Annotated in this window: 24 protein-coding genes and 1 tRNA gene; 20 read left to right on the forward strand and 5 right to left on the reverse strand. The window is 71.1% G+C overall.

Annotated elements, in window-relative coordinates; all coding sequences use genetic code 11:
* Positions 1-3: 3 nt before the first annotated feature.
* From E0504_RS32680 to E0504_RS32695, 4 genes are all read left to right on the forward strand, one after another.
* On the forward strand, positions 4-375 hold the full coding sequence (locus tag E0504_RS32680; RefSeq protein WP_131626503.1) for a hypothetical protein: 372 nt from the start codon (positions 4-6) through the stop codon (positions 373-375).
* Entirely contained in the window at positions 372-1,004 is a 633-nt protein-coding gene (locus E0504_RS32685) for a hypothetical protein (protein WP_131626504.1), read from the forward strand. Before E0504_RS32680 ends, E0504_RS32685 begins: the two co-directional genes overlap by 4 nt.
* A 222-nt stretch (positions 1,005-1,226) precedes the next feature.
* Positions 1,227-1,700: a hypothetical protein gene (locus tag E0504_RS32690; protein ID WP_112104553.1), complete on the forward strand. Its 474-nt coding sequence runs from the start codon at positions 1,227-1,229 to the stop codon at positions 1,698-1,700.
* A gap of 355 nt (positions 1,701-2,055) precedes the next feature.
* A complete protein-coding gene (locus E0504_RS32695; RefSeq protein ID WP_112108861.1) occupies positions 2,056-2,481 on the forward strand; it encodes a DUF3307 domain-containing protein in 426 nt (141 codons plus the stop codon).
* Between the two features lie 133 nt (positions 2,482-2,614).
* Here E0504_RS32695 and E0504_RS32700 read toward each other — a convergent pair whose 3' ends face one another.
* Positions 2,615-3,682: an adenylate/guanylate cyclase domain-containing protein gene (locus E0504_RS32700; protein WP_112108862.1), complete on the reverse strand. Its 1,068-nt coding sequence runs from the start codon at positions 3,680-3,682 to the stop codon at positions 2,615-2,617.
* Positions 3,683-4,005: 323 nt separating this feature from the next.
* Here E0504_RS32700 and E0504_RS32705 point away from each other — a divergent pair.
* Positions 4,006-4,081: transfer RNA gene (locus E0504_RS32705), tRNA-Thr, on the forward strand.
* An 868-nt stretch (positions 4,082-4,949) separates the two neighbouring features.
* Here the strand turns inward: E0504_RS32705 and xerC are convergent.
* From xerC to E0504_RS32725, 4 genes are all read right to left on the reverse strand, one after another.
* The gene (xerC, locus tag E0504_RS32710) at positions 4,950-6,233 is read right to left on the reverse strand and encodes a tyrosine recombinase XerC (RefSeq protein WP_131626505.1); all 1,284 of its coding nucleotides are present in this window, start codon (positions 6,231-6,233) and stop codon (positions 4,950-4,952) included.
* Between the two features lie 309 nt (positions 6,234-6,542).
* On the reverse strand, positions 6,543-6,764 hold the full coding sequence (locus E0504_RS32715) for a DNA-binding protein (protein ID WP_131626506.1): 222 nt from the start codon (positions 6,762-6,764) through the stop codon (positions 6,543-6,545).
* A 307-nt stretch (positions 6,765-7,071) separates the two neighbouring features.
* The gene (locus E0504_RS32720) at positions 7,072-7,926 is read right to left on the reverse strand and encodes a TRM11 family methyltransferase (protein ID WP_131626507.1); all 855 of its coding nucleotides are present in this window, start codon (positions 7,924-7,926) and stop codon (positions 7,072-7,074) included.
* On the reverse strand, positions 7,913-8,515 hold the full coding sequence (locus tag E0504_RS32725) for a hypothetical protein (protein ID WP_131626508.1): 603 nt from the start codon (positions 8,513-8,515) through the stop codon (positions 7,913-7,915). Before E0504_RS32725 ends, E0504_RS32720 begins: the two co-directional genes overlap by 14 nt.
* Positions 8,516-8,870: 355 nt before the next feature.
* Between E0504_RS32725 and E0504_RS32730 the strand changes: the two genes are divergently transcribed.
* The 15 genes from E0504_RS32730 to E0504_RS32805 all read left to right on the forward strand — a co-directional run.
* The gene (locus E0504_RS32730) at positions 8,871-9,572 is read left to right on the forward strand and encodes a hypothetical protein (RefSeq protein WP_243657724.1); all 702 of its coding nucleotides are present in this window, start codon (positions 8,871-8,873) and stop codon (positions 9,570-9,572) included.
* A complete protein-coding gene (locus E0504_RS32735; protein ID WP_131626510.1) occupies positions 9,569-10,252 on the forward strand; it encodes a pilin in 684 nt (227 codons plus the stop codon). Before E0504_RS32730 ends, E0504_RS32735 begins: the two co-directional genes overlap by 4 nt.
* Positions 10,253-10,320: 68 nt before the next feature.
* The gene (locus tag E0504_RS32740) at positions 10,321-11,562 is read left to right on the forward strand and encodes a hypothetical protein (protein WP_243657725.1); all 1,242 of its coding nucleotides are present in this window, start codon (positions 10,321-10,323) and stop codon (positions 11,560-11,562) included.
* 66 nt (positions 11,563-11,628) lie between these two features.
* Positions 11,629-12,591 carry a PrgI family protein gene (locus E0504_RS32745; RefSeq protein WP_131626512.1) on the forward strand — a complete coding sequence of 321 codons (963 nt, stop codon included), beginning with the start codon at positions 11,629-11,631 and terminating at the stop codon, positions 12,589-12,591.
* The gene (locus tag E0504_RS32750; protein WP_131626513.1) at positions 12,588-14,567 is read left to right on the forward strand and encodes a VirB4 family type IV secretion system protein; all 1,980 of its coding nucleotides are present in this window, start codon (positions 12,588-12,590) and stop codon (positions 14,565-14,567) included. The genes E0504_RS32745 and E0504_RS32750 overlap by 4 nt, the downstream gene beginning before the upstream one ends.
* Before the next feature lie 118 nt (positions 14,568-14,685).
* Positions 14,686-17,172: a type IV secretory system conjugative DNA transfer family protein gene (locus E0504_RS32755; RefSeq protein ID WP_131626514.1), complete on the forward strand. Its 2,487-nt coding sequence runs from the start codon at positions 14,686-14,688 to the stop codon at positions 17,170-17,172.
* Entirely contained in the window at positions 17,169-18,155 is a 987-nt protein-coding gene (locus E0504_RS32760) for a replication-relaxation family protein (RefSeq protein ID WP_131626515.1), read from the forward strand. Before E0504_RS32755 ends, E0504_RS32760 begins: the two co-directional genes overlap by 4 nt.
* Positions 18,152-19,060, forward strand: coding sequence for a C40 family peptidase (locus E0504_RS32765; protein WP_131626516.1), 909 nt, complete (start codon positions 18,152-18,154; stop codon positions 19,058-19,060). Before E0504_RS32760 ends, E0504_RS32765 begins: the two co-directional genes overlap by 4 nt.
* Before the next feature lie 801 nt (positions 19,061-19,861).
* Entirely contained in the window at positions 19,862-20,167 is a 306-nt protein-coding gene (locus E0504_RS32775; protein ID WP_131626517.1) for a hypothetical protein, read from the forward strand.
* The gene (locus E0504_RS32780; protein ID WP_131626518.1) at positions 20,154-20,468 is read left to right on the forward strand and encodes a hypothetical protein; all 315 of its coding nucleotides are present in this window, start codon (positions 20,154-20,156) and stop codon (positions 20,466-20,468) included. The genes E0504_RS32775 and E0504_RS32780 overlap by 14 nt, the downstream gene beginning before the upstream one ends.
* A gap of 80 nt (positions 20,469-20,548) precedes the next feature.
* Positions 20,549-20,803, forward strand: coding sequence for a hypothetical protein (locus E0504_RS32785; protein ID WP_131626519.1), 255 nt, complete (start codon positions 20,549-20,551; stop codon positions 20,801-20,803).
* 115 nt (positions 20,804-20,918) lie between these two features.
* Entirely contained in the window at positions 20,919-22,085 is a 1,167-nt protein-coding gene (locus E0504_RS32790; protein WP_131626520.1) for an AAA family ATPase, read from the forward strand.
* Between the two features lie 89 nt (positions 22,086-22,174).
* Complete coding sequence (locus E0504_RS32795; protein ID WP_131626521.1) at positions 22,175-23,854, forward strand: VWA domain-containing protein; 1,680 nt, start codon at positions 22,175-22,177, stop codon at positions 23,852-23,854.
* A gap of 99 nt (positions 23,855-23,953) precedes the next feature.
* A complete protein-coding gene (locus tag E0504_RS32800) occupies positions 23,954-24,742 on the forward strand; it encodes a hypothetical protein (protein WP_131626522.1) in 789 nt (262 codons plus the stop codon).
* Positions 24,743-24,830: 88 nt separating this feature from the next.
* On the forward strand, positions 24,831-25,543 hold a 713-nt coding region (locus tag E0504_RS32805; protein ID WP_131626523.1), incomplete at its 3' end, for a hypothetical protein.

A 25,543-nucleotide genomic window follows, 5' to 3' on the forward strand; every position in this document is an offset into this window, starting at 1 on the left:
GACATGCCCAGCCATGACCTCGACGCGCCGCGTCCGCGCAAAAGCCGGGTACCCGGCGTCGAAATGGAGATCTATGTCGACTGGGAGCATCCCATCGAGGTGGAGGATCCGCCGAACAGCCAGCGCCCCGCAGTCATGGTGCGGATGCCGGCCTACGTGGCCGGCGGGCTCTCCCACGAACTGCACAGCCTGGAGACGATCCGGGGCGCCGTCGGCGGTGACAGCAGCGAATGGGCGCAGGTCGCCCGGGCCCTGCTCGCCGCGGCCCGGATGGCCGCCGGCTCGGACCGGCATCCCGAGCTCGCCGATCTGCCACCGGCCGACCTGCCACCGGCCGCCGGCTGCCGGGAGATCGCGCCTGGGGGAATCGTATGACCCTCCTCCTGCTGACGACCGAGGCCGCGGTCGTCTTCGGGGTGTCCACCTACCTGTTGCTCCGCACCTGGACGAGATATCGGGCCGTCACCATGGCCGACGTCTTCTTCTATGACCACGCGGACGGCGCACGGCTGCCGTGCAGCCGTTCCGCCGGTCCGCGGGTGCTGGGCGAGCACGTCGTCGCGGGATTCGAGCGCTCACCGTTGGGTGCCGTCATCGCCGCGATCAACCTTGCGCACCGGGCGACCTCCACCGTCGGCGCCACGGGCGTTGGCGGTTTTGGGGGTTTTGGTGGTTTTGGGGGCGCGGCCGGCGCGGTCGGCGGAAAGCCCGTCCCGGGGGGTGGGAGCGGGCCGAGTGGTACCTCCTGGTACCAGGTGCAGATCATCGGATGGGAAGTCGAGCGCTATTCGTCCAGGAAAGCGGCGATTCGATACCTTCTCACCCGTTCTGTGGACGGCGGCGACGCGGTCACGACGACGATGCGGGTTGGGGTGAGCTGGGTCGGCGCCGACTGGCGTGTGGTCGATCCGCCCTCGGGGGACTGGACACACGCATTCTGCCTGGGTGACGATGTCTCCGGTTTCAGTTGCTTTCCGTCGGAGTTCCGCTTCCCAGTCCCGTAACCGACGGGTCCTACCAGCCGTGTGGTCGGGGGTTCTTGCCAGCAATGCCGGCACGAACCCCCAACACCACGGCCGGGGGGGTGGTGTCCCGTTTCCTGGTCCCGGATACGCGCACGTGCGCGGCGCCGCCTGAGCGCGCACGCGGAACCGTGTTTCCAGGGCTTCTTCAAGCCGGTCGGCGGTGTTCAGGCACCTTGATGTCCACGGCAAAGGAGAACCTGTATGTTGCGACCTCGCGTCCGTCTCGCCTCCACGCGGGCGGCGCTGTTGCTGGCGGCTCTGGCGGGCACGCTCGCCCTGGCGGTCGGCGTGGCGCCGGTCGCCGGAGCCGCGAGCACGACCTCCCATGGCGGCGGTTACAGCCCGGTGGGCTACTGGACGGGCACGGCCACGACGGCACTCGGCGCCACCGAGTCGGTCCAGATGCTGTTCCTGCCGAAGAGCCGCTTCGCCGTCGCCACGCCGAGCGGGACCTTCTGGGGTTCCTGGCACTCGACCGGATCGAAGACCTTCACCTACTCCTTCGTCCGGACCCTGCCCGGCCCGAACGGAACGGTGGTCGGTTCCATCGACATCCGGCATTCGGCCACCTTCAGCAGCCGGGACGCGTTCAGCTCCACCGGAACGGCGACCGGCTACGACCTGAACGGGAACGTCCTGTTCTCCGGCCCGGTCACCTCCACCGCCACCCGGTGACAACCACGCCCATCACCTGGTAACGATCACACCCGCCGGCTGGAGGCACTGCCGCTCGATGTGTGGCGGGTGAGTGAGTCCATGGACTCACTCACCCGCCACAGTTTTGTGGTCGGGGTGTTCCCGGGTCATACGGGAGCGGGGCTTTTGCCCTATCCATGGCGGATGTTCCGAAATTTCGAGGACGCGGACCCGGCCCGGTGTCGTTGTCCTCCTGGCCGGGGGTGGGACGTGCGAGCGGCTGGCTGCCCGGGGCGCCAGCCTGGAGCGTCGTAAATCGCCGCTTCCGGCCCGAAGTCCCGATCTTCTGCCGTGGTGTGCCCTACTGTTATTTCGGCGGGAGGGGGCCACGTCGATGACTGATGCCACGGTGTTCTGTGCCGCGTTCATTGCTTTATTTACGGGCCATCACCTAGGTGATCATGTCGCGCAGACGGATCGACAGGCGACCGAGAAGGGCGGGCGCGGATGGCCCGCCGCCCGCGCCATGACCGGTCATCTATTCGCTTACCATCTGTGCGTCGCTGCGGCCCTGGCGAGTCTCCTGATTATCGACGTACCACTGCGTCTTCCGGGTGCGATAGCCGCGCTGGGCTGGTCCATCGTCACGCACGGGTTTATCGACCGTAGGTGGCCGGTACGCTGGCTGCTGCGCCGATCGGGAGCGGCCCGATTCGCCGAGCTGAAAAGCGGCGGCCTCAACGGAATTTACCTGGCCGATCAGTCACTACATATTGGATGTCTGTTCATTGGTGCCCTTCTGGCCGCGGGCCTGAGCTGATCCGTCACGGTACCGGGCCGGAAAATCATGTGTGGCCCTGAATATGTACGCGGTTGGAAACACAGGCCCGGGGCCTCGGTGGATCACCGGACACGGGTCGTCTACCGGGGCCGTCGGAGCCTCGCGGTGGTGGTCACCCCGCGGCGAGCGGCTCGCCGTCTCCGTCCGCGAGGCTGCTTCCGGGATGTATGAGCAGGCGGTAGCCATCCTTGAGGCCGCCCGGGACGGGGGCCAACTCGGGGCCGAAGGCACCCCGCTCCGACGTGAGGCCATGGAAGACCCCGTCCGTGATGATCTTCGTTCCGGGTTCGAGGACCTGCAACGTCCGGCAGGTGCTGCTCACCAGCGGGCCGGCCAGCCCGAAATCGGGGACGAAGAGATCCCCGTGCGCGATGACCGCGCTGAACGTGAACGGAGGCCGGCCGTCGTCACTGGCAATTCTCCGAGCGCGCGCCAGATGGTCGAGCGTGAGGAGGAAACTCACCGCCTCGTCCGCGCTGCCGTGCGTGGACAACACATTGTCACCGGCGACGGACCGGAGTCGGCCCCGGGTCGCGCCCAGCGCTTCGCGGTGAATAGAGACCCAGTCCCGAAGCCGTTCGTTCAACGCGGTCAACGAAACCCGTGCCGCAAGTGCGTTCAAACCGACCAGATCGGTCACCGTGAGGAAGGTGCCGCGCTCGATGCCGCGATAGCGTTCGGTAACAAGGCGGTGGACCTGGACGGGACGCGGTATCCCCCCGAGGACGAGCTCGCTGACCGGCTCGAAGTCGAACTCCGCCGACTTCGCGGCATCGCGGACGGTCGACGTCACGTACACGGCGTTCGTCGGAACGTACTTCTCCATCCGCGCCGGGACGACGACACCCTCGCCGAGCAGGTCATCCTCGAACCTGGTCGTGTCGCAGGTGTGGATAGCGACCCGACAGCCCTCGAGCCACTCGCCGATCGGCAGCCGTGGGCCGGCGATGAACAGATCGGCGATCTGGGCGGCAGCGTGAAGCGCACGGGTGGCCGACCGGAAAGCCGTCATGTAGCCGTCGCCGGTGAACTTGATGATCTCCCCGCCGGTCTCCTCGACAACCCGGCGAATCGGTAGGACAGCCTCGGCCATGAGCTCATCCATGCGCATCTGCGGTACCGACGCGATGGCGCGGGTCGAACCCACAAGATCCACGACCATCACGGTCGTCGTTTCCATTTGCACCGTACGTCCATCCCCCTCCGACCCGCTGGTGCGGCGGGTACGGCGGAATCATAGCGGGGAAGCCACCTCTTACTGTGCTGATTTCCGCCGGGGACCACGAAAGGCTCCAGAATGCCGCCCTGACCTGCGCAACTGGACACGACCACGCTGGAGCCGGACGCAGGGGATGATCGAGAGGCCCGGTCTCCCTGTCAGGGGCGCCGGCGGGGTCGCGTCCAGCAAGATCGTCCACTGTCGGGTGGGCGGCCAACGCTGGAGGGCGCGATGCCTTGCGATCGCCCGAGGCGCGGGAGCCGTCCGGTATCGTGGGACCGCTGGCCGGCGTGGCGCAATTGGTAGCGCACTCGACTTGTAATCGAGCGGCTAGGGGTTCGAGTCCCCTCGCCGGCTCCAGAAAAATAGGCCCTGACCTGCGGTTTTACAAAGTCAAAGATCATTTCGACAAGATCAAGCCGGGTTTGTGTGCGCATTGTGTGCGCATTCGGCAGGGTCGTGCTCAGAACGATCATCGGTGGGGCGTCCTCTTTGGGTGGCTGGGTCGGGATCTGCGGTCGCGACGCCGCCCCTAGGGCGGTTACGTTCCGTTACTATCGGCGGTCCCGGGTTGCTGGACTGTGGCAAGAACGGCGCGCGCCGGTTGACGGTGGCCGGTCCGCCATCCCACCCCCATGGCCACCGCGGGGTGGGATCGGACGTTCATGGTGCCGCCAGGGCCGATGGCGGGCTCGAAACGCGGACATGGCGGCATCGGTGCGCTGGTTCCTGGTGTCCATGCCGTGACAGTGGATGCGGGTTCTCTGCCGCTGTCTTCCCTTGCTCGCCGGCGTGGCCCATGTCGGGCGGGTTGCTGACGGCACCCTCCGGCAGGTCGCCAGCACGCCATCCTAGCGTGTTTGCCTGGCATCCCGGCTCGGCATCAGTTCGGTCTTTCGTCGTGCCGTGGCCTGGACCCGTCGGGATCGTCGGCGGTGTGAACCCGTACCGCCGCCTCGGAGAGACTGGGGCGGAACGGTGGGTCGCTCGTTCTGGCCCCATCCCGGGGGCGCCATACGACGACGCGCTGCCGGGCGTGCCAGGTCGCGTCCCGCAAGCGAACGGCAGGTCGGAAGGCCAGCCGCAGGGCGTGGACCGCGGTCCGGCCGGCGCAGCCTGGCCAGGTGGTCGAGTAGCCCACACGCCTCGGCGACGCGGGCTGCCGGGTGTCCTCCGACGCGCTGATGGCCGGACAACGTGACGTTGCCCGGCCATCAGCACTGTGCGGCTATGCCTTGATGGTGGGTGCGGTTTTCTGTCGGGGGATGAGGCGGGCGACGTTCTCGGCTACTTCGCGGGCGAGTTCGGGGAGGATGTGGGCGTAGGTGTCGGCGGTGATCGCGATGCTGGCGTGTCCGAGGAGTTCCTGGACGGTTTTGATATCGGCGCCGGCCGCGAGGGCAAGGGTGGCGGCGCCGTGACGCAGGTCATGGAGGCGGACGGGGGGCAGACCGGCGGCGGTGACGAGCTCCTTGAAATGGGAGGTGACATCGTCGGGGATGAGAGGCGCGCCGTTGGGTTCGGTGAAGACGAGACCGTTGTCGGTCCAGTGCTCACCGTGGGAGAGCCGGTGGGCGTTCTGGCGGGCGCGGCGGTGACGGAGAACGGTGACGGTGTCGGTGTCGAGGGAGATCTGCCGGTCTCCGGCGTCGGACTTCGGGGCGCCCATTTCGGTGTCGGCGCCGTGCTGGGTGATTTGCCAGCGAATGGTGAGGTTGGCCTCGTCGAGGTCGAGGTCGGTCCAGTGGACGCCGCAGGCCTCCCCGCGGCGAAGACCGCGGTGGGCGATGAGGTGATACAGCTCGTAGTACCGGTCGTTCCGTGATTCGGCGTGGTCGAGGAAAGCGCCGGTCTGGGCGGGAGTCCAGACCATCACGGTCGAGGGGATCTCGCCGGTGGCCTGCCAGCGGGCGGCGCGTTCCTTCGTCCACAGCAGTGCCTTGGGGCGTTTCCCGGAGGGTAGCTCCACCCAGGCCGCAGGATTGAACGTGATCAGTCCGATGCGGATGGCGTGGTTGAGCGCGGCGCGAAGGGTGGCGCGGATCCGCTGCTTGTAGGCGTCGCTGGTGACTTTCTGGCCCTTGAACCTTGCGCGGAGTTCGGGGTCTTTCCCGGCGCGGATCCGCCGGATCGTTTCGTTACGGATGTCGATCCGGTCGAACAGGTCATCGAGATGACCGACGGTCAGCTGATCGAGACGGATATCCCCGATGAAGGGCACCAGGTGCATGCGGATCGTTATCTCGTAGCCTTCGCGGGTGGATCGCCGGATGGTGCGCCGTCCCGCCAGCCAGGTGTTCAACCAGTCCGCGACAGTGATCTGTGGGTTGAGGTCCGCGCGGCGCCGGTACCGCTCCTTCACGACCGCGGGGTCCGGCAACGGATCGCCGGCCTTGAGCGCGTCGAGGATGAGCGTCCGGATCTGGCCGACCCCATGACTGTCACTGCCAGGAATGGCCAGGAGATCCTGGATGCTCCTGATCTCGGCGTTAGCCTGGTCGCGCGTGGCCAAGCCGGACCGGCGGGCCTCCTGGCGCCGACCGCCGGCGGGCGGAAGGTCAATGCGGTAGGCCCAGGTGCCGTGGCTAGAATGCCAGGCCCCGTTCTTCCTCCGCAGCTTCGGACACCTGTTCACCAGCTGCCGACCGGTCTGGGGGTCTCGGCAGCTACACCGTTTGTAAGTAGTTCCGTTCGGGTTAGCCATGGGGCTCGTCACGGGCACTCCAGCAGAAGAATATGAAGGGTAGGGCGCCGCCCGGCCGGATAATCGAATATGCCGTCCGGCGCCGTATCCGATTCAGGCTCGCCGTTTCGGTTCCTGTCAAGCCGATCCACCATTTTCTTTACGAATTCCGAGAAGGTGTTTCAGGGCTGCGGTCGGGACCTGGTATCGGCCCTTGACGCGGAGAACGGGGACGGGGAATTCGTTGCGGGCGGCGAGTTCGTAGGCTTTCGTCCGGCCTATTCCCAGGATTTCACCGGCGACGACGATGCTGATCGTCGCGCCGAGTCGTTCTATGTCCTGTGCGGTCCACGTTTTCACTCGGCTCCTCGCGAGGACGCGTGGGTTCTCCTCTGGCCGGGCCTGGGAAGACTCCGCGGCGGGCGCGGAAGGATTCCGAGGACGCCCGGGATCGAGCGGGGGGTGCCGCGCCGCCCCAGGCACCCCCGAGGGGCCTCGCTCGCACCGATCGGGCGACGAGGGGGGCGGCCCGGGGCGGCGCGGGACCCGACAGCGATCTGACGGTGATCTGACTCTGATCTGACGGTGATCTGACTGATGTTGCGTGTGCAACTTGTGTCAGATCACCGTCAGATCACGTGTGCGCAGGTCAGCGCCCTATCAGGTCTTACTGGGCGGATCTGAGTAGAAGAATGTCCTCGTGGGCGGTGGCGTGGAGGGGGATGCCGGCGGCGTGGGCGGTGCGGGCGTTGTGGAGCGCGAAGAAGGTCGTGCGGGGTACCAGGCGGTCCTCACGGAGGCCGGCGAGGAGGGCTGCGGCGCGCCCCGCGCGGACCAGGCCGACCCCGCTGGCGCTGTGCAGGATGGCGCCGGGGAGGTCGATGAGCTCACCGTCCTGGCGGTAGGGGCGGACCGCGATCGCGACCAGTCCACCGGGGCGGAGAAGTGCTGCGGCGCCGGTGAGAATGTCGGTGAATCCCGTGAGGAGTTCGTCTAGGTCGGCGGCGGCGAGGTTTCCCCGCCGATTGCTGTAGGTGTAGTCGCGTTTCCGGACCCCGTGTACCTGGTCGGCGTCGACCGCGCCGTGGGTGGCTTTCCCATACGGCGGTGAGGTGAGGACCAGCGCGGCCTTCCCCCGCATGCCCTCGGGAGCGAGGGCGGGCAGATGGCGGGAGTCACCGGTGATGAGCTGGATGGTGCCGGTGGCGCCGTGGGTGCGGGCGAGGGTGGCGTTGGCACGGCCTATCGCGGCCCAGCGGGGTTCGTATTCGATGCCGAGGGCGTGGCGGCCGAGGTGTGCGGCTTCGGCGAGGGTGGTTCCGATGCCGCACATGGGGTCCACGACGAGATCACCCGGCTTGGTGAAGGTGGTGATGATGTGGCGGGCGAGGGCGGGCAGCATGCGGGCGGGGTGCGCCATGGATTCGGGGGTGTAGCGGTGTAGCCGCTGGAATCGGGGGTGGGTCTGCGACACCGCCCAGACGGTGAGCGGAACGGGTGTGTGCCGGTCAGCCACGCGCACCACCGGGTCGGGTGAACACGGCCAGGTCGGTGTGGACGGGCTCCAGCATCCCGTGGTCGGAGGAGATTTCCGCCGGGGGGTGGAGTTCGTCGCCGTGGATGGGGCTGGTGAGGATGATGATGTGTTGGAGGTAGCGCAGGCCGGTGGCGCGGGCGGCGGTGATGGTGTCCGCGAGCGGGTCGTTCTCCCCGCCGGTGGGGGTGTGGACGGTGAGGAGGTATCCCCCCGGGCGGAGTATTCCCGCGAGCATGCTCAGGTCGGAAAGAAGGCTCTCCGGACCGGCCATGGGCGGGTGGTCGATGATGAGTCCGGCGTCGCGTTCCCGGCAGTGCGTGAGATTCGGGGTGGCGGCGGGCCGGGGGGTGCGGTGGAGTGCGAGGTATCGGCGCTGGAGGTAGTCGGCGGCGCCGATTAGGATTCCGGCGTCGTCGATACCGATAACGAGATCTCCGGTGTTGCTGAAGGTCGCGATGGCGCGGGCCGCGGCATCGGCGGGCAGAGATCCGGGGATTCCCGGGGTGATGGTGGGCCAGACAGTGAGCGGAATGATCCGCGGCTGATCGGTTCGGGTGGCACGGGGTTTGGACACTCGGTTCCTCCACGCGGGATGTCGATACACGCAGCTGCCGGAATAGGGGCGCTGGTGTTCGGGTGGCTGTTCGGGTCCGAGTGAAGTCCAGGGCGTCTGACGGTGATCTGACACAGATCTGACTCTGATCATCTGCAGGGTTCGCGGCGATGTTTCTGATCAGAGTCAGATCAGTGTCAGATCACCGTCAGGTCGCGTCCGGACGCATCTTCGCCGCGCTGACCTGGGCGTGGATGAGTGTCAGATCACCGTCAGATGGGGTGTGGCGTCCTTGGGGTCGACCGGAACACAGGGCCTCACGGACGGGAGTCCACCCATGGCGGTACACGACTTTGGGAACACGGCGGAATCATCGTTGGATCGGGTCGAGTCGGCCTTCCTGACCCTGACGGAATCCCCGGGCGGGCTGGGGGTGAACGGCGCCGATGTCCCGGGCATGGCGGACCGCTGGTTCGGCCTGCGGGAATTGCGGGTGGAACTGGCCCGGCCACAGACGTCGGTGGCGACGCGGCAGGCGGTGTGGGCGTTTCTCCTCGCGTTGCGGGAGGTGGATGCGTGGAAGGTGGCGGCGGTGGGGATGGCGATGCCGGCGCTGCGGCATATCGCCGCCAGCCTGGCCCCGGCCTACCGCGGCGACATCGCCGATCTCGACGCGGAGGTGCTGACCGGCTTTATCGATGTGCTGTCCGGGCTGCCTGCCGGGGCGCGGGGAATCCCGATGCGGTTGGTGTTCGGGGCGTTCCGCGGGGGGCTGGTGGAGGCGGCGTCTTACCGCAGGCGCGGGGTGGAGGTGCCGGTGGTGGACGCGGTGCCGCGCTGGCCGTGGCTGGACGCGCGGTGGTTGTTGGCGCAGGCGAGCGAACGGGCGGTGATCAGCCCGGTGGACGCGCGGTTGCTGGTGGCGAACCGGGTGCGGGGGGTGGCGTTGGCGGAGTTGTCCGCGCGGGGCCGTACCCCGGGGGAGGAGCTGGCGGTGCGCCGCCGCCGGGCGGAACGGGACCTGGTGGCCGCGGTCGCGGCCGGCCGGGTCGGCCCGGGGACCGGTGAGGGCCGATGACGGGCCGAGGCCGCACCCTGCTCCGGCAGACGGGCAGGGCTGTACGCACCGCGGGCAGCGCGGTGCGCCGCCTGCGGGGATCGGTTCCTCCTCCCACGGTGTGGGTGGCGGTGGCCGGGGGGCTGGCCGCGGCGGGGTGGCTACTCGCGCAGCCCGGCGGGGCGCCGGGCGGGACGGGGGTGCTGGTGCCGTGCGGGTCGGTGGGGGACCTGGCCCGGGTGGGCTGCGCGGTGTTGGCCGGCTCGCTGACGATCCTGCTCCTGGGGGCCGGCGGTGTCGCGGTGGAGCGGTCGCCGCGGCGAGGGCGGCGGCGTGGGGATTTGCTGCGGCTCGCGGTCGGGTGCGTGGTCGTTGTGGTCGTGCTGGTCGTGCTGTCCGATGTGGCGGGGGCGGCGGCGGTCGTGACGGGGCAGCAGGCGCCTCCGCCGCCGGCGCCGGTGTCGACCGCTCCGGATCTGAACACGGTGTTGAACAACGCGAGGAACTGGCTGATGGGCATCCTTGCCACGGTCGCGACGTTTTTCTTCACTCTCGGGGCGGCGCGGTATGGGAGCGCGAATGGTGATCCCGGGGAGGTGGAGCGCGCGAAAGGCGCGTTCCGTAACGCGGCGATCGGGTACGGCCTCGCGGTCCTGGCGCCGTTGGTGTTGAAGGCGTTGCGATCGGTGGTCGGCGCCTGATGCTCCGGCCAGGGCGGAAGCCGCGACGGCCCCGGGTGTGGGGGTGGCGGGTCGGGGTGGTCGGCTGCGTGCTGACGGTGGGTGCGGGTGTGCTGGTGGCGTCGGTGGGGGTGGTGGGGGCGCAGGCCGCGGTCCCGGCCGCACCGGCACCATCGCCCGCCGCACCGGCTCCGGCGGGCGCTCCGGCGCAGCGGGTGGAACCCGCCGCCCCCCGCCCACAGGTCCCCCCGGTCGTGCCGGCCCCCTCCGGCGGGGATGCGCCCACTCCCTCCGGCGGGCCCTCCCCCGAGGGCTCCGAGGAGGCACCGGCGCCGACCACGGTGCCGGGACAGGTGCCAGCGCCACCGTCCGCGGAGCCGGCACCGACCGCCCCCGCCCTGGATGGTGACGGCGGTGGTGGGGGAGTGGTGGGCACGCTGTTCGGCTGGGCGGATATCCCCGGGCGGATCCTGCGGGCGATCAACGGCTGGTTCGAAGGGCTCGTCGAGGCGGCGCTGGAGCCGGTCGTGCGCCTGCTCGGCCAGACCATCCTGAGCACTCCGGATGTGACGGAGCAGCCGCGGATCCGCCAGCTGTGGGCGGGCAGCGTGGTCCTTGCGAACAGTGTGATGCTGCTGGTGCTGATGGCGGGTGGGGTCGCGGCGATGGGCTACGACAGCGTGCAGACCCGCGCCACCGCGAAAGAGATGCTGCCCCGGATGATCCTCGGGTTCGGGGAGGCGAATCTGAGCCTGCCGCTGATCGGCTGGTCGATCGACGCCGCGAACGCGCTGTCCCGTGCCTTTACGAACATGGGTGGGTTCGACGCCAGTGGGGCGTTCGGTGATCTGCTGACGGTGCTGGCGGCCGGGCGGGTGCACGGCATCTTCCTGGTCCTGCTGCTGGTCGGCGTGGTCGGGATGATCGTGATGCTGCTCGTCGGCTGGGTGATCCGGGTGATCGTGCTGATGGGCCTGGCGGTCACCGGTCCGCTGATGCTGATCTGTCGGGGCCTGCCGTGGACGGAGCACGTCGCGAACCTGTACTGGCGGGCGACGGCGGGCTGTCTGGCGGTGCAGGTCGGCCAGTCGGTGCTGCTCGTGCTGGGTGTGCGGGTGCTGTTCGCCAGCGATGACGGCGGGTTCCACCCGATCGGCGTCGCGGACAGCCTGGGCAACATCCTGACCGCCGCCGGGCTGATGTATGTCGCGATCCGCCTGCAATCCACCGTGATGCGCACCGTGATGGGTGGCGGCAGGTCCACGGTCGTCTCGCTGGTCAAGTACCGGCTATTGCGCCAGGGCCTCCACAAGCTCGGCATCCCCCTCTAACCGCCGCTTCCGGCGTTCTCCCTCTCTCCCTCTTATCGATCTGTGGCCTGAAAGGTCGTGTTTGCTATGCCAGAAACATCATCATTTGGCCGGGTTCGGATTCCGTCGGATGTGGATCGGCCGGATCGGATCCTGGCCGGGTTGACCGCCCGTCAGCTGACCCTGCTTGCCCCACCGGTCCTGCTCGCGGTCGCGGTGTACTGGACCGCCTCGCCCTACCTGCCGTTGCCGGTGGTGGCGGTGCTGGTGGTGCCGCTGCTCGGCGGTGGCGCCGCGCTCGCCCTCGGCCAGCGCGGCGGTCTGACCGCGGATCGGTACGCCGCTGCGGCGCTGGCCCACCGCCGCGCCCCCAAGTTCCACATCGCCGCTCCCGAAGGGATCCCGGCGCAGCCCGGCTGGCTGCCCGACCTTCCCGCCGCCCGCCGTCGTACGCCGGTGGCGGCGAGGCCGCTGGCCGCCGGGGTGGACGCGGCTGGGGTGATCGACCTGCGCGGCGCGGTCGGAGTCGTCGCCGAAGTGGCGGGCGTGAACCTTGCCCTCGCTGGCGACAGCGACACCGGCCGGAAGGTCGCCGGCTACGGGCGGATGCTCAACGCCCTGTCCGGTCGGATCCAGATCACCGTCCGCGGCGTGCCGGTGCGCCTCGACCCGCACATGGACCGGCTACGCGCCCTCGCCGAGCAGGCGCCGCATCCGGCGCTGGCCGCCGCGGCCCGTGACCACGCCAACTTCCTCGGCGATATTGCGGCGACGCGGCGGTTGCGGAGCCGGCAGATCCTGCTCACCGCCTACGAACCCGTCCCCGCGCTGCGCGGCGGCCGGGACACCGCCGCCGTGGCGGCGGCGCGCCGCCTCGAGGAAGCCCTCGGCCTGCTCGCCGCCGCCGGCCTGCGCGGCCGGATTCTCACCGGCCCGGAGCTGACCGGCCTGCTCGCTTCGGCCGCCGACCCGGCAGGCCCACCACCGTCCGAGGGCGCCACTGCTTCGGGTCCGGTCCTCGGACATGCACGGACGGGAGGCCGCCGATGAGCCGCCGCAACCGCCTGCACATCGCCCCGCAGGGTGCACCGTCCCGCAGCCGCCGACCCCTGCGCCCCAACCGCGGACAGGGGCCGGGGCAGCTGCTGCCCGTCGAGGGACCGGCGCTGTTCACCCCACCATCCTTGGCGGTGGATGCCGGGCAGATCGAGGTCAGCGGGATCTGCGCGACCACGATCAGCGTGGTCGGCTACCCACGTGAAGTCGGGCCGGGGTGGATGGAGCCGCTGCTGGCCTACCCGGGCCGCCTCGACATCGCCCTGCACATCGACCCGACCCCACCCGCGGTGGCGGCGCTGCGACTACGCCGCCAGCTGGGCCGGCTCGAATCCGGCCGCCGCGCCGACGCGCAGGCGGGAAAGCTCGCCGACCCCGAACTGGACGCCGCCGCCCAGGACGCCGGAGAGCTGGCCCGTCAGGTTGCTCGTGGTGAGGCACGGCTGTTCCGCGTCGGGTTGTATCTGACTGTCTACGCCGACGGCCGCGAGGAGCTCGCGGAGGAGGCGGCGCGGGTCACCGCGTTGGCGCACAGTCTGCTACTCACGGTGCGCCGGGCCCGGTACCGGACGGTGCAGGGCTGGGTCAGCACCCTGCCCCTCGGCTTGGACCTGCTCCAGATCCGCCGGGCGATGGACACCCAGGCCCTCGCCGTGGGGATCCCGTTCACCACCCCCGACCTGCCCCTGCCCGACCCGGACCGCCCCGGCGCCGCCCCGGTCGCCTACGGGACGAATCTGCACTCGGCGGGCCTGGTGATGCATGACCGGTGGGCGCAGCCGAACTACAACTCCGTCACCACCGGTGCCTCCGGGGCCGGCAAGAGCTTCCTCGCGAAGCTCGACGTTCTGCGGTCGCTCTACCAGGGCGTTGAGGTCGCCGTCGTAGATCCCGAGGACGAGTACAGCCGGCTCGCCGCCGCGGTCGGGGGCACCCGCCTCGCGCTCGGGGAGCCCGGGGTGCACCTCAACCCCCTCGACCTGCCCGCCCACTCCCACCACGACCCCGACCTGCTGACGCGGCGGGCCTTGTTCTGTCACACCCTGGTCTCCACCCTCCTCGCCGAGGACACCGCCGGCGAGGGTGGTCTGGACGCGGGCGGTCGGGCGGTGTTGGACACGGCGATCCTCACCGCCTACCAGCAGACGGGCATCACCCACGACCCCGACACCTGGACCCGCCCCACCCCGCTCCTCGGCGACGTCGCCACCGCCCTGAACGGTGCCGAGGACCCGGCCGGGCCCGCGCTCGCGGCCCGTCTCGCCCCGTTCGTCTCGGGTTCGCACGCCGGGCTGTTCGCGCACCCGACCACCACCCAGCCGACCGGGCACCTCGTCGTGTACTCCCTGCGCGCCTTGCCGGATGAGCTTCGGGCGGCCGGGACGCTGCTCACCTTGGACGCGATCTGGCGGACCGTCGCCGACCCCACGAAACGACGACGGCGTCTCGTCGTCGTCGACGAGGGCTGGCTGCTCATGGCCCACCCCGCCGGCGCCAAGTTCCTCTACCGGCTCGCGAAAGCCGCCCGTAAGCACTGGACCGGTCTGGCCGTGGTCACCCAGGACTCCGCCGACCTCCTGAGCTCCGAACTCGGCCGGGCGGTCATCGCGAACGCGGCCACCCAGATCCTGCTCCGCCAGGACCCCAGCGTGATCGACGACCTGCGCCGCGTCTACAAGCTCACCGACGGTGAAGCCACCCAGCTACTCACCGCCGGCCCCGGCGACGCCCTGCTCCTGACCGGAACCGGGCAACGCACCGCCCTGCACGCCCTCGCCTCCCCCGCCGAACACGCGCTGATCACCACAGACCCGGCCGACACCACCGCCGCGGCCGAGACCAACCCCGACGTGGGCCCGCTCGACCCGGCCTGGGTCGAACGCCCCGCCGTCGCGGCGACCGAGCCGGGTCGCGCTGCTCGCCGGCCGCGGGTCCGCCGGCCGGTGGACGACGACGCCGACCCGTTCTAACCCGGCCCCTCTGCGCCGGGTGGTGCCGCCGCCCGGGACCCAGGCGGCGGCCCCACCACCTGGGCCGCCCCACCTCTGCCACGTCCTGTTTGCCCTGCTCACATGCCTGGAGGCATGCATGATTCTCGCTGCTCCAACCCCTCCGCCGGGGCTTCCCCCCGTCCCTCCGCCCCCGGCTCCGGCGCCGGAGTTGCCGGGGTGGCTCACCGACCCCGACCAGATCCTCACCGGCGGGCAGTCGTGGCTGGCCGGCCACGCCGGCTGGTGGCCGCTCGCCCTCCTCGCCGTCGTTGTGCTGCTGGCCGCGGGGTACGGCCGCGGCCGGATCCGCGCCCACCGGCATGCGGTGCTGTGCGAGGGGGCGCGGACGGTGGAGATCCTCACCCCGCCCGAGGTGTCCGCCCACGCGGCGGAGATCTTCTGGGGTCAGATGGGCGGCCTGCAACGCCCGTTCTGGGACCGGCTGTTCCACGGCCAGCCGCATCTGGGCTGGGAGCTGCTCGCCACCCGGGCGGGGACGGTGATCCGGCTGTGGGTCCCCGGTCCGGTGCCGCCGGGGATGGTGGAGCGGGCGGTGCAGGCCGCGTGGCCCGGCGCCCGCACCACGACCCGGCCCGCCGCCGCGCCGCTGCCGGACTATGCGCTGGCGATGGGTGGGCAGCTGCGCCTGGCCCAGGTCGACGTCCTCCCGCTACGCGCGGACACCTCCGGAGACCCGATCCGCTCCCTGCTGAGCGCCGCATCCGAGTTGGATGACGACGAGGCCGCGGTGGTGCAGCTGCTGGCCCGGCCGGTGACCGGCCGGCGGCTCACGTTGGCGCGGCGCGCGGCGGCGCGTCAGCGGGGCCAGTACACCCCCAGCCTGGCCGGCCGCGCCCTCGACCTGATCACCCCGCAGGCCGGGCCCCGCCCGGCCCCCGGGCAGGTGGTGGGCCAGGCCGGCCCGACACCGCCGGAAGACTCCGCCGCGTCCCGCGCGATCGGCCTCAAAGCAGTCGGCCCCCGCTGGGAAGCGACTGTCACCTACGCCGCTGCTCATCTCGCACCTCCGATGACCAAGACCGGGCAGCAGGCCGCGGTGACGATGCTGCGCGGCCGGGCCCACGCCCTGGCCTCCGCGTTCGCCCTCTACTCCGGGCACAACTACCTGCGCCGGCTTCGCCTCCCGCACCCGGTGCCGCTGCTCGCCGCCCGCCGGCTGCGGCGCGGGGACCTGCTCGCCGTTGGTGAGCTCGCCGCGCTCGCCCATCTCCCGTTGGACACCGCCGTCCCCGGCCTGTCCCGCGCGGGCGCCGCCGCTGTCGCACCCCCGGCCGGTATCCCCGAGGCCGGGCCCCGGGTGAAACCCCTCGGGGAAACCGAAGCCGGCCGGCGGCGCCGTGTCGGGCTGAACGTCGCCGACGCCCGCCACCATGTTCACGTCGTCGGCGCCACCGGATCGGGAAAGTCGACGCTGCTCGCGAACATGATCCTCGCCGATGCGGAAGCCCGCCGCGGTCTCGCCGTCTTCGACCCCAAGGGTGACCTGGTCAACGACGTCCTGGCCCGGCTACCCGCGGACGCCGCGGACCGGGTCGTGCTCCTCGACCCCGAAGACCCCACCGCCCCGCCGTGCCTGAACATCCTCGACGGCGGCGACCCCGACCTCGCCACCGACCAGCTCGTCGGGATCTTCCGCCGGATCTGGGCCGACAGTTGGGGGCCGCGGACCGATGACCTGCTGCGCGCCACCTGCCTGACCCTGCTCGAGCGGCGCACCCGCACGGGCATCCTCCCGACGTTGGAGGACGTGGTGAAGGTCCTCACCGATCCCGATGCTCGGCGTAAGGCCACCACGGGGGTCACCGATCCGATCCTGACCAGTTTCTGGGAGTGGTACGGGCAGCTGTCCGAGGGCGCCCGCGCCGCGGCGATCGGCCCCATCCTCAACAAACTCCGCGCGCTGCTGCTGCGCGGCTTCGCCCGCCAGGCCCTGGCCGCCGGCCCGTCCACCGTGGACCTGCGTGAGGTCCTCGACCGTGGCGGGATCCTCCTGGTCCGGATCCCCAAAGGTGTGATCGGGGAGGACGCCTCCCGGATCGTCGGGTCGATCGTGCTCGCGAAGATCTGGCAGACCGTCCTGCACCGGGCCCGCCTGCACCCCGACCAGCGTCCCGACGCCACCTGTTTTTTGGACGAGGCGCAGAACTTTCTCACCATGCCGGGGGCGGTGGAGGACATGCTCGCCGAGGCCCGCGGCTACCGGCTGTCCATGACCCTCGCCCACCAGCATCTGCGGCAGCTGCCCGACGATTTGGCCGACGCGCTGTCGACGAACGCGCGCAGCAAGCTGTTCTTCGGGGTCTCACCGAAGGACGCCGCGGATCTCGCCCGGCATGTCAGCCCGGTCCTCACCCAGCATGATCTTGCCCGGCTTCCCGCGTGGACGGCCGCGGCCCGCCTGGTGGTTGACCAGGCCGACACCGCCGCGTTCACCCTGCGCACCCGGCCCCTCCCGCCACCCGTGCCGGGGCGGGCTGAGGCGCTGCGGGTGGCGGCGCGGCGGCACACCGCGGCCCCGGATGCGGGCCGGGGGCCTCGGCCGTCCGAGGGGAGCGGGCGGTGAGCGGGTCCGATCGTGCCCTGCTGGAGCTGGCGGGCCGGCTCACCGTCCGCGACCGGTGGCTGCTGGAGATGCTGCTGGAACACCGGGTCCTGACCCGCCACCAGCTCACCCGCCTCGCGTTCACCGGGGAGCGGATGACCCGGATGCGGATGGCCACGCTGTACCAGTTGCAGGCCGTGGACCGGGTCCGCCTCGGCTACGGCATGCGCTCGAGCCCCAACCACTATGTGCTCGGCACCGCCGGGGCGGCGATCCTCGCCGCCCGGCGCGCCCTGAGCGTCGCCGAGCTCGGCTACCGCCGCGACAAGCTGCTCGCCTGGGCGACCTCACCCCGGCTCGGTCATCTCCTCGGCGTGAACACCGTCTTCACCGCCTGGGTGCACGACACCCGCAGCCGCCCCGAGGAACAGGGGCTGACCGTGTGGTGGTCCGAACGCCGCACCACGGCCGTGTGGGGACGCTGGATCCGCCCCGACGGTTACGGCACCTGGCAGACCGCCCGGCGCCGGCTCGATTTCTACCTGGAGTTCGACAGCGGCAGCGAATCCCTGTCCCAGGTCGCGCGGAAGATCCCCGGCTACACCCGCCTCGCCGCGTCCAGCGGTCTGACCAGCCCGGTGCTGATCTGGGTGCCCTCGGCGCGGCGGGAACGGGAGCTACGGGTCCGGCTCGCCGCCAGCCCCGCCGGTGTCATGATCGCCACCGCCGCGCCGCTTCCCTCACCCGCCGCCCCGAACGGTGCCCCGTCCCCGGTGCCGGCTCCGGGGGACCTCGCGCCGGCCCGCCACGTCTGGCTCCCGCTGCACGCGAGCACCCGCACCGACCTTGATGGGCTCACCGACCGGTACGGCACCCTGATCACCCCCCGGTCCCCCCTCGACGACACCCCGGAACCCGGCGAGGAGGAGGAGACCAACCCAGCACCCTCCCCCCGCCCCCCACAGCTGCTCTTCGGGGGAGGCTCACCGCTAGAACCCCAGTGAGCCGGCTGTTCGCCGGACTGTGCGCGCTGCTCCTCGCCGTGCCGCTGCTCGCCGGTGCCACCGCCGCGGGCCTGCTCAGCGGCGGCATCGGTGGCCAGACGCCGCGGCCCTCTCCCTCCGCCACCGCCGACATCCCCGCCGGCTACCAGCAGCTCTATCTCGCCGCCGCCGCGACCTGCCCCGGACTGCCCTGGACCGTGCTGGCCGCCGTCGGGAAAGTCGAGACCGACCACGGGCAGAACCCGGACTGGACCTCGGACGCCGGGGCGGTCGGGCCGATGCAGTTCCTGGCCGGCACCTTCGCCGCCTACGGGGTCGACGGCGACGCCGACGGCACCGCCGACATCACCAATCCCGCCGACGCGATCTACTCCGCCGCGAACTACCTGTGCGCCTCCGGCGCGCGGGACGGTACGGATATCCCCGCCGCGCTCTACGCCTATAACCACGACACCTCGTACGTGACGCGGGTTCTCACCCAGGCCGACCTTTACACCACCCCCGATCCCACCAGCAGCGGCCCCTCCACAGCGGCGCTGACCGCGGTGGACTACGCCACCGCGCAGCTCGGCCTGCCGTATCTGTGGGGCGGCGACGGCCCGGACTATGGAGAGAAAGGCTTTGATTGTTCAGGGCTGAGCCGCGCCGCCTACGCCGCCGCCGGAATCACCATCCCCCGCGTCGCCCAAGACCAGTTCAACGCCGGACCACGACTACCCCCAGGAACACCCCTGGAAATCGGAGACCTCGTATTCTACGGTTCATCCACCATTGACATTACCCATGTGGGAATTTACATTGGCGGTGGGGAAATGATTAACGCCCCCCGGCGTGGCGCCCCGGTACGGACCGAAACCTACGTCCGCCCCAGCTATCTCGGCGCCACCCGCCCCGCGCATCCCTGACCGGGGTTCCCCGCCTGGCCGGTGCCGTGGACACGAGACGGCCCCACAGCCCGAGCAGAACGAAAGCCAGCGGCGGGTAAAGTCCGCCGCCGAGACCGGCTCCGTGACCGCCTCCTACACCGGCGCCATCACCCCCTCCACCGAAGCCGGAGGGGGACAAGAAACACAAAACTGCAGGTCAACGGCCCGCAGCCCCCTCCGGCCGGCGGCCAGGCTACGCCGCCCGGAGGCAGGAAAACACGTGCGGCGGCCCGGCGCCCGCCCGGGGGGCGGACACCGGACCACCCCACGGTTTTCCGCCTCCGGGCGGCTATCCGCCCTGGGGCCGGCGTCCCGCCGGCCCCAGGCCCGGCCCGCGCCCGCCCGCGTGCGCGGGGCCGGGCGCAGGCCGCCCGGGGTGGCGGGCGGCAGGCCGCCGCCGGTCGCGTGCGCGCACCCCACCACCCCCTTTCCGTTGTCGCGTCCGAATCCGTTGTCACCATTCTATCTCGTTCTGCGCGCATTCCCACCCCCATTTCCATGACTCTTTTCGCCCATTACCTATCCGCGCATACGCGGATAGCTCGCATTCGACAATCAGGCAAGCGCATTTCCATGACTCTTTTCGAAAACATTCCCTAAAGAGTCATGGAAAACCCCTTCCCATTGTCGAATGGGCCAGGTTAATGTTGTCCCACACCGAAAACGCACCGCCCGAACGGAACGCGAAACGCGAAACCCGAACGGGAAACCGGTACCGCGAACTATGCGACCGGGATGTGCGCACCGGACCCCCATCCACGGAAAGGAAGGTGACCCGTCATGCCCACACCCACCATCGCGGTGTTCCCCCACCCCAGCGGGGTCTACTACGCGCACCTGGTCGACCCCAATGCCGGAATCAACATCGTCGCCCCGACCCCGTTCGACACGAACGGCCTGGCCGTCGAACAGGTCGCCACGCGGCTACGGAAGGTGCGCGGCAATGAAGACGCCGTCGTCCGACCGTTCCGCACCGCCGACAAGTGGATCAACCACGTCCGGCACGAAGGGCACCTGGACGCGATCACCGAAGCGTTCCCCCACCCCGCCCCCCGCGAAGGAACCGATCACGATGCCGCATCCTGACCAGTCCCGCGACTTCCTCGCCATCGGAAACGTGATGGTCGCGATCGACGATCACGGCTACGGCATGACATCGGTAGCGATCCGCACCCTGAAGGATCCGCTGGCCCTGGCGATCACCCTCAACCAGGAAGCGATCTTCGAAGCGGACGTGCGCTACCCGGACCCCCCTGTGGTCGACCTGGGCGGCAGCCTTCGTCCGGGTAGCGCCTACCGGCCGGTGCCGTGCCTGTGCGGCGGCGCGACGGCCATCGAAAGGCCCCGTGGCATCGCCCGGATCCTGCGCAGGCTTCGCCGCCGGTAGCAGCCCCCGGTTTCCCCAGGTCGGGGTGCGGATCCGCGCCACACCCCACCCCGACCCCCCCGGAAGGAATTCCGCACGCCATGAGCCACCCGACCGCCCCCACCCCTGACCCCGACCCTGGTTCGCAGGCGGGGATCCCGGTACCGCCCGGGGCGCGGCTCCTCACCCCCGATGAGGCCGCGCACCTGATCGTCACCGGTGACCATCCCGCTGGCGGAGAGGGATCCCTCCAGATCGACGCCGCCTTGATCACGCTCCTACGTGACGGTCGGGTGTGCGTCGCGCAGTTCCCCGACGGCAGCCTCCTGTTCGCCGTGGTCCCCGACAACGCCTGACCACGCACACCAGCTGGCCGGCCCCGGGGACGTCTACCCGCCCCCGGGGCCGGACCCCGCGCCGCCGTACCCCACCCCCCGGTCGCCCCGCACCCCTACCTGCCTGGAGATCAGGATGAGCAGCCCTGCCCCGACCCCGCCTGCCCCTGCCGACGCCGCCGCCAGCCATCGCCTTGCACCGTTCGAGTTGCGCCACCTGGTGGCCCGGTACCTGCTCGACCACCCCTCGGGCTCCCATACGCCGACGGCGGTGGCGACCGCCCTGGCACGCAGCGGCGGCGCGGTCGGGAACGCGCTGGACCGCCTAGCCGCAGCAGGCCAGGCGACCCTCACGTGTGCCAAGCCCCTGCGGTACACCGCCAGCCCGACCACGAAAGACGCGCTGACCGGGCGTGTCGGCCCCCCGCCCGTGGCGAAGCCCCGCCCTACCCCACCCCCGGCGGCGGTACCGAAGCCTCGGCCGTCTCTTCCGCCCACGACGCCGGACGGGGGGATCATCCGCCCGTCGGGGCAGGTGTACCGGCCCCGGAAGCTGGCGGACCTGCCTGACGTGGAAGTCCTGCGCAAGCTACGCGCCGCCGAGGTGCCGGTCCTGCTCTACGGGCCGCCCGGTACGGGGAAGACCAGCGTGATCGAAGCCGCCTTCGGCGACGACCTGATCACCATCGCGGGTGACGGAGATACCCAGGTCGGTGACCTGATCGGGGAGTACACCCAGACCCCGGACGGCCGGTATGAGTTCGTCTACGGCCCGTTGATCTGCGCCATGCAGGAGGGGAAGGTTCTGCTCGTCGACGACGCCACACTGATCAGCCCGGCGGTGCTGGCGGTGATGTACCCGGCGATGGACGGCCGCAAGCGGATCATCGTGAAGGCGCACAAGGGCGAGACGATCGAAGCCGCCCCCGGCTTCTACGTGATCGCCGGACACAACCCGGGCGTGCACGGGGCGATCTTGACCGAGGCGTTGTCGAGCAGGTTCTCGGTGCAGGTCGAGGTGAGCACCGATTTCGACCTGGCCACCCGACTCAAGATCGACAGGCGGGCGGTGACCGTCGCGCGGAACCTGCACCGGCGCCGCGAGTCCGGGGACATCGGCTGGTCGCCCCAGCTGCGGGAGCTGCTCGCCTTCCAGAAGATCGCGGACGTGTTGGGCATCGTCGCCGCCGCTGCGAACCTGATCGGGATCGCGCCGATCGAGGACCGGCCGGCGGTCACGGACACCGTCGAAAAGGCGTTCGGGGCGAAGCTCACCCCCCTCGCCCTCGGCACGCAGATCTAACCCACCCCCCTCCCCTCCCTTCCCACCCCACGACGTGCGGCGGGTGGGCGAAGCCTGCCCACCCGCCGCCCCCGCCGAGGAGCCCCGCGATGCCACCCGAGCACATCCACACCGACCCGACCATCCCCGCCTCCGCCCCCGAGGGGGAGTGGCTACGGATCTCCGCCGCCATGACCCGCGACATCGTCACCATCTCCGGGCGCAAGGACCTGGTCGTCACCTGCGCCCCGGGGGCCGGGCGAGGCGCCCCGGGGGTGCACATCCCCGCCCTCGGTGTGATCGAAATCGACGCGGCCAGCCTCCCGGCCGGCATCGACCCGACCACGGTGGAAGGCACCGCGTGGGACGCGAAGCGGTACCCGGCCCTGTGGGGGGTGCTCACCCACGAAGGCGCCCACGCCGCCCACACCCGGTGGCCCACACCCACCGAGATCAACACCGCCGCCGGACGGGCCGCGATGCTCCTCGAGGAAGCGCGGATCGAAGCCGCCCAGATCGGACGGCGAGCAGGCGACCGGCACTACCTGCGAGCCAGCGCCAGCGCGCTCATCCTGCCGTCGTTCCTTCCCGACCCGGGCGAACCGTCGGCGGAGCCACCCGTGACCGTGCCGTCACCTCCGGCCGGCCACACCGCCCCAGCCGTGAGGACACCGGCCCCGGCGGTGCCGATGACCCGCGCCGCCGCCGCCCGTGCCGCCGCCCTGCTGCTCGCCAGGGCCGACGCGGGCATCCTCGGCCCGCACGAAGCGGCCCCGGTGGAGGCGATCTGCGAGGACATCCTCGGTGCCGGTGACCTCGCCGAGCTGCGCCGGATCTGGCACGCCGCGCAGCACACCGCCGATGACGACACCGCCACGATGCTCCGCCTCGGCGAGCAGTGGGCCGACCTCATCGGCGAGGAGGAGGACAGCGCGCTGACCGTGCCCGCCGGACCCGGGGCTGGCACACCGCTCGGGGAAGCGATCGCCGCGACGCTCGACGCGATCACCGCCGACCCTGCCGGGCACGCCATGACCGGGGAAACCCTGACCGCCGGCACCCGCCCCCCGACCCGCACCGAACGCGCCGCAGCGGGAACGCTGGCCCGTGCCCTGCGCCGCGCCGCCGTCCCAGGGCGCGCCCCGGTCACCGTCACCTCCCCCACACCCCCGGGGAGGCTGCGGATGCGTGGCGCGTTGGCCGCCGACGCGCAACGCGCCGCCGGTGCCCTCCCGACCGCCCGGCCGTTCACCCGCACCCTCCACAAGAAGATCCCGAACCCGCCACTGCGCCTGGGCGTCGCGGTCGACGTCTCCGGCTCCATGCGCAAGTTCGCAGGGCCCGCCGCGTCCGCCGCGTGGATCACCGCGACGGCCGCCGCCGCCGTCCCCAGCACCCACACCCAAACAGTGATCTTCGGACGGCATGTCCGGCCCCTCACCCACCCCGGGGCCGCCCCGCAAAAGGTGACCGAGTTCGAGGCGGACGACGGCACCGAGGTCTTCACCCAAGCGGTCGACCTGCTCACCGCCAGCCTCGGCCTCGACCGTCCCGGCGGCGCGACCCGCCTCCTCGTGATCATCTCCGACGGGGACTTCCTCCGCACCGAGCTGGAGCAGGGCGAGGACAGGCTGCGCCGGCTTGCCACGAGCGGCTGCCACCTGCTGTGGATCACCCGCTACGAGAAGGACGTCCCGATCCCACCCGCGCACGGGATCACCCTCGGCACCCCCACCGACACCGCCCAGGCGATCGCCGCCGCCGCCCTGCGCGCCCTGCGCCCGGCCTAGCCCGCCCCCGGGCGCGGCCCCTCACCAGCCCCCCGGGGGCCGCGCCCGGACCGAGCCCCACACGACCCGTCCCGCACCGCCCGACCAGGAGGCCCGGAGATGAGCCTGTTCCGCCTACGTGTCGCAGTCCGGCCCCACACCGACGATCCCCGCCGGGCCGAGTGCCCCGAGTTCAGCGTGCCGTACCTGGCCGACGGATGCCCGCAAAACGAGCCCCGCTGGTCGCGGCTGGACGGGGTCTACGGCCCGCACGAGGGCACCGTCTGCCCCGCCTGCCTGCCCCGCTGGCGCCGTACGGCGGACATCAGCGACCCCTACCCGGACCTTCTCCACCCTCGAAGCCCGCGGGTGATCCTGCTCGAACCCACCCCCGCCGCAGCCCCGGCACGCGGAGTGAGCCTCGACCTGGCCACCTGCCTCGACGAAGCGGGCTTCACCCGCGCCGGCTGGCTCCCTCTCCCGGGCGTGCCACGCACCTTCGTGTGGGACCACCCCGACGACCACACCCGCGTGATCCTGCACGCCTTCGGTGTGGAGTTCCACCTACGCCGCCCCGGCAGCGGCCAGCGGTTCCACACCAGCCTCGGGCGCCGCTTCAGCCCCGTCCGGCTGCGACGCCTGCTCGCCGAAGGCGGCTACCGCCCCGACGAGCACACCGACAGCACCCCGCCCGCGTTCATCACCCCGCACCCCGCATCGCCGCCCGAGGGCCGGCCCCTCGACCCCGAGGAAGCCGCCCGCCTGATCACGCTCGGAGACCACACCGACGCCGCGCGGGGATCCCTCGTCCTGGACGCGGCGCTCTTCGAGGCCCTGCACGCCGGGTGGATCACCGCCGTGCGGATGCCCGACGGCAGCCTCGTCTTCGCCCTCCGCAGCCTCCGCTGACACCAACCCCCGCCCGGCCCGGGGCCAGCCAGCAGCCCCTGCGCCCCGGGCCACCCACCACCCGCGACCCACCGTTGAAGGAGCACCGATGAACCGGCCCCCCGCACACCAGCGCGCCGATCACGAGACACCCGCCAGCGAGCAGACACCAGCATCACAGCAGCCCCTCGAGGACAGGGAACCCCTCGGCGTCGTCATGGCGGTCGACCTCCACACGGGTGACCTCTACCGCCACGCCGACCCCGTCCAACGGGCCCGGGACCACGCCACGCACGGCTCGGACCTGTGGATCGTCACCATCCCCTTCGACATCGAGGCTCTCGACCGCGACGAGGATCCCGACCTGCACGCCTGCCCGGCCGGGCATCCCCACCGCAGCGAACCGCAGTACTTCCTCCGCTTCGACGAGGACGTGGACCGCGTCGCCGTCCTACACCACGAAACCTTCGGGCACGTCGCGCGTGGCTACGAACTCATCCGCGTCTACCGCCTACAGCAGCACACGGTCCGGGTACGGGTCTTCCGCATCTACGACCATCACGAAGACCACCAGCACACCTCATCGGCCACCGCGGACCTCCTCACCCCCACGGGCTGGAGTCAGCTCCTCACCGACCCGGCGGAACGCTGGCGGCCCGACGGGCCCACCTCCATCACCGACGAGACCACGTTCACGCCGGTCGCCGCACGGCTGATCGCCGACGCCTACCGCATCCTCGCCCCCCTGACACCCCCAGCCGCCCCGTTCCCCCCGGCCGGCAACGGGAACCCGCCTCTCCTCTCAGTACCTGTCCTGAATCT

This window comes from Parafrankia sp. BMG5.11 (genome assembly GCF_004337455.1).

Excerpts from the sequence above, each read along its gene's own strand:
- E0504_RS32775 (WP_131626517.1), top strand. The coding sequence starts at position 19,862 with ATGCCCACACCCACCATCGCGGTGTTCCCCCACCCCAGCGGGGTCTAC.
- E0504_RS32780 (WP_131626518.1), top strand. The coding sequence starts at position 20,154 with ATGCCGCATCCTGACCAGTCCCGCGACTTCCTCGCCATCGGAAACGTG.
- E0504_RS32690 (WP_112104553.1), top strand. The coding sequence starts at position 1,227 with ATGTTGCGACCTCGCGTCCGTCTCGCCTCCACGCGGGCGGCGCTGTTG.
- E0504_RS32745 (WP_131626512.1), top strand. The coding sequence starts at position 11,629 with ATGCCAGAAACATCATCATTTGGCCGGGTTCGGATTCCGTCGGATGTG.
- E0504_RS32800 (WP_131626522.1), top strand. The coding sequence starts at position 23,954 with ATGAGCCTGTTCCGCCTACGTGTCGCAGTCCGGCCCCACACCGACGAT.
- E0504_RS32790 (WP_131626520.1), top strand. The coding sequence starts at position 20,919 with ATGAGCAGCCCTGCCCCGACCCCGCCTGCCCCTGCCGACGCCGCCGCC.
- E0504_RS32680 (WP_131626503.1), top strand. The coding sequence starts at position 4 with ATGCCCAGCCATGACCTCGACGCGCCGCGTCCGCGCAAAAGCCGGGTA.
- E0504_RS32755 (WP_131626514.1), top strand. The coding sequence starts at position 14,686 with ATGATTCTCGCTGCTCCAACCCCTCCGCCGGGGCTTCCCCCCGTCCCT.
- E0504_RS32700 (WP_112108862.1), bottom strand. The coding sequence starts at position 3,682 with ATGGAAACGACGACCGTGATGGTCGTGGATCTTGTGGGTTCGACCCGC.
- E0504_RS32785 (WP_131626519.1), top strand. The coding sequence starts at position 20,549 with ATGAGCCACCCGACCGCCCCCACCCCTGACCCCGACCCTGGTTCGCAG.
- E0504_RS32685 (WP_131626504.1), top strand. The coding sequence starts at position 372 with ATGACCCTCCTCCTGCTGACGACCGAGGCCGCGGTCGTCTTCGGGGTG.
- E0504_RS32750 (WP_131626513.1), top strand. The coding sequence starts at position 12,588 with ATGAGCCGCCGCAACCGCCTGCACATCGCCCCGCAGGGTGCACCGTCC.
- E0504_RS32795 (WP_131626521.1), top strand. The coding sequence starts at position 22,175 with ATGCCACCCGAGCACATCCACACCGACCCGACCATCCCCGCCTCCGCC.
- E0504_RS32735 (WP_131626510.1), top strand. The coding sequence starts at position 9,569 with ATGACGGGCCGAGGCCGCACCCTGCTCCGGCAGACGGGCAGGGCTGTA.
- E0504_RS32695 (WP_112108861.1), top strand. The coding sequence starts at position 2,056 with ATGACTGATGCCACGGTGTTCTGTGCCGCGTTCATTGCTTTATTTACG.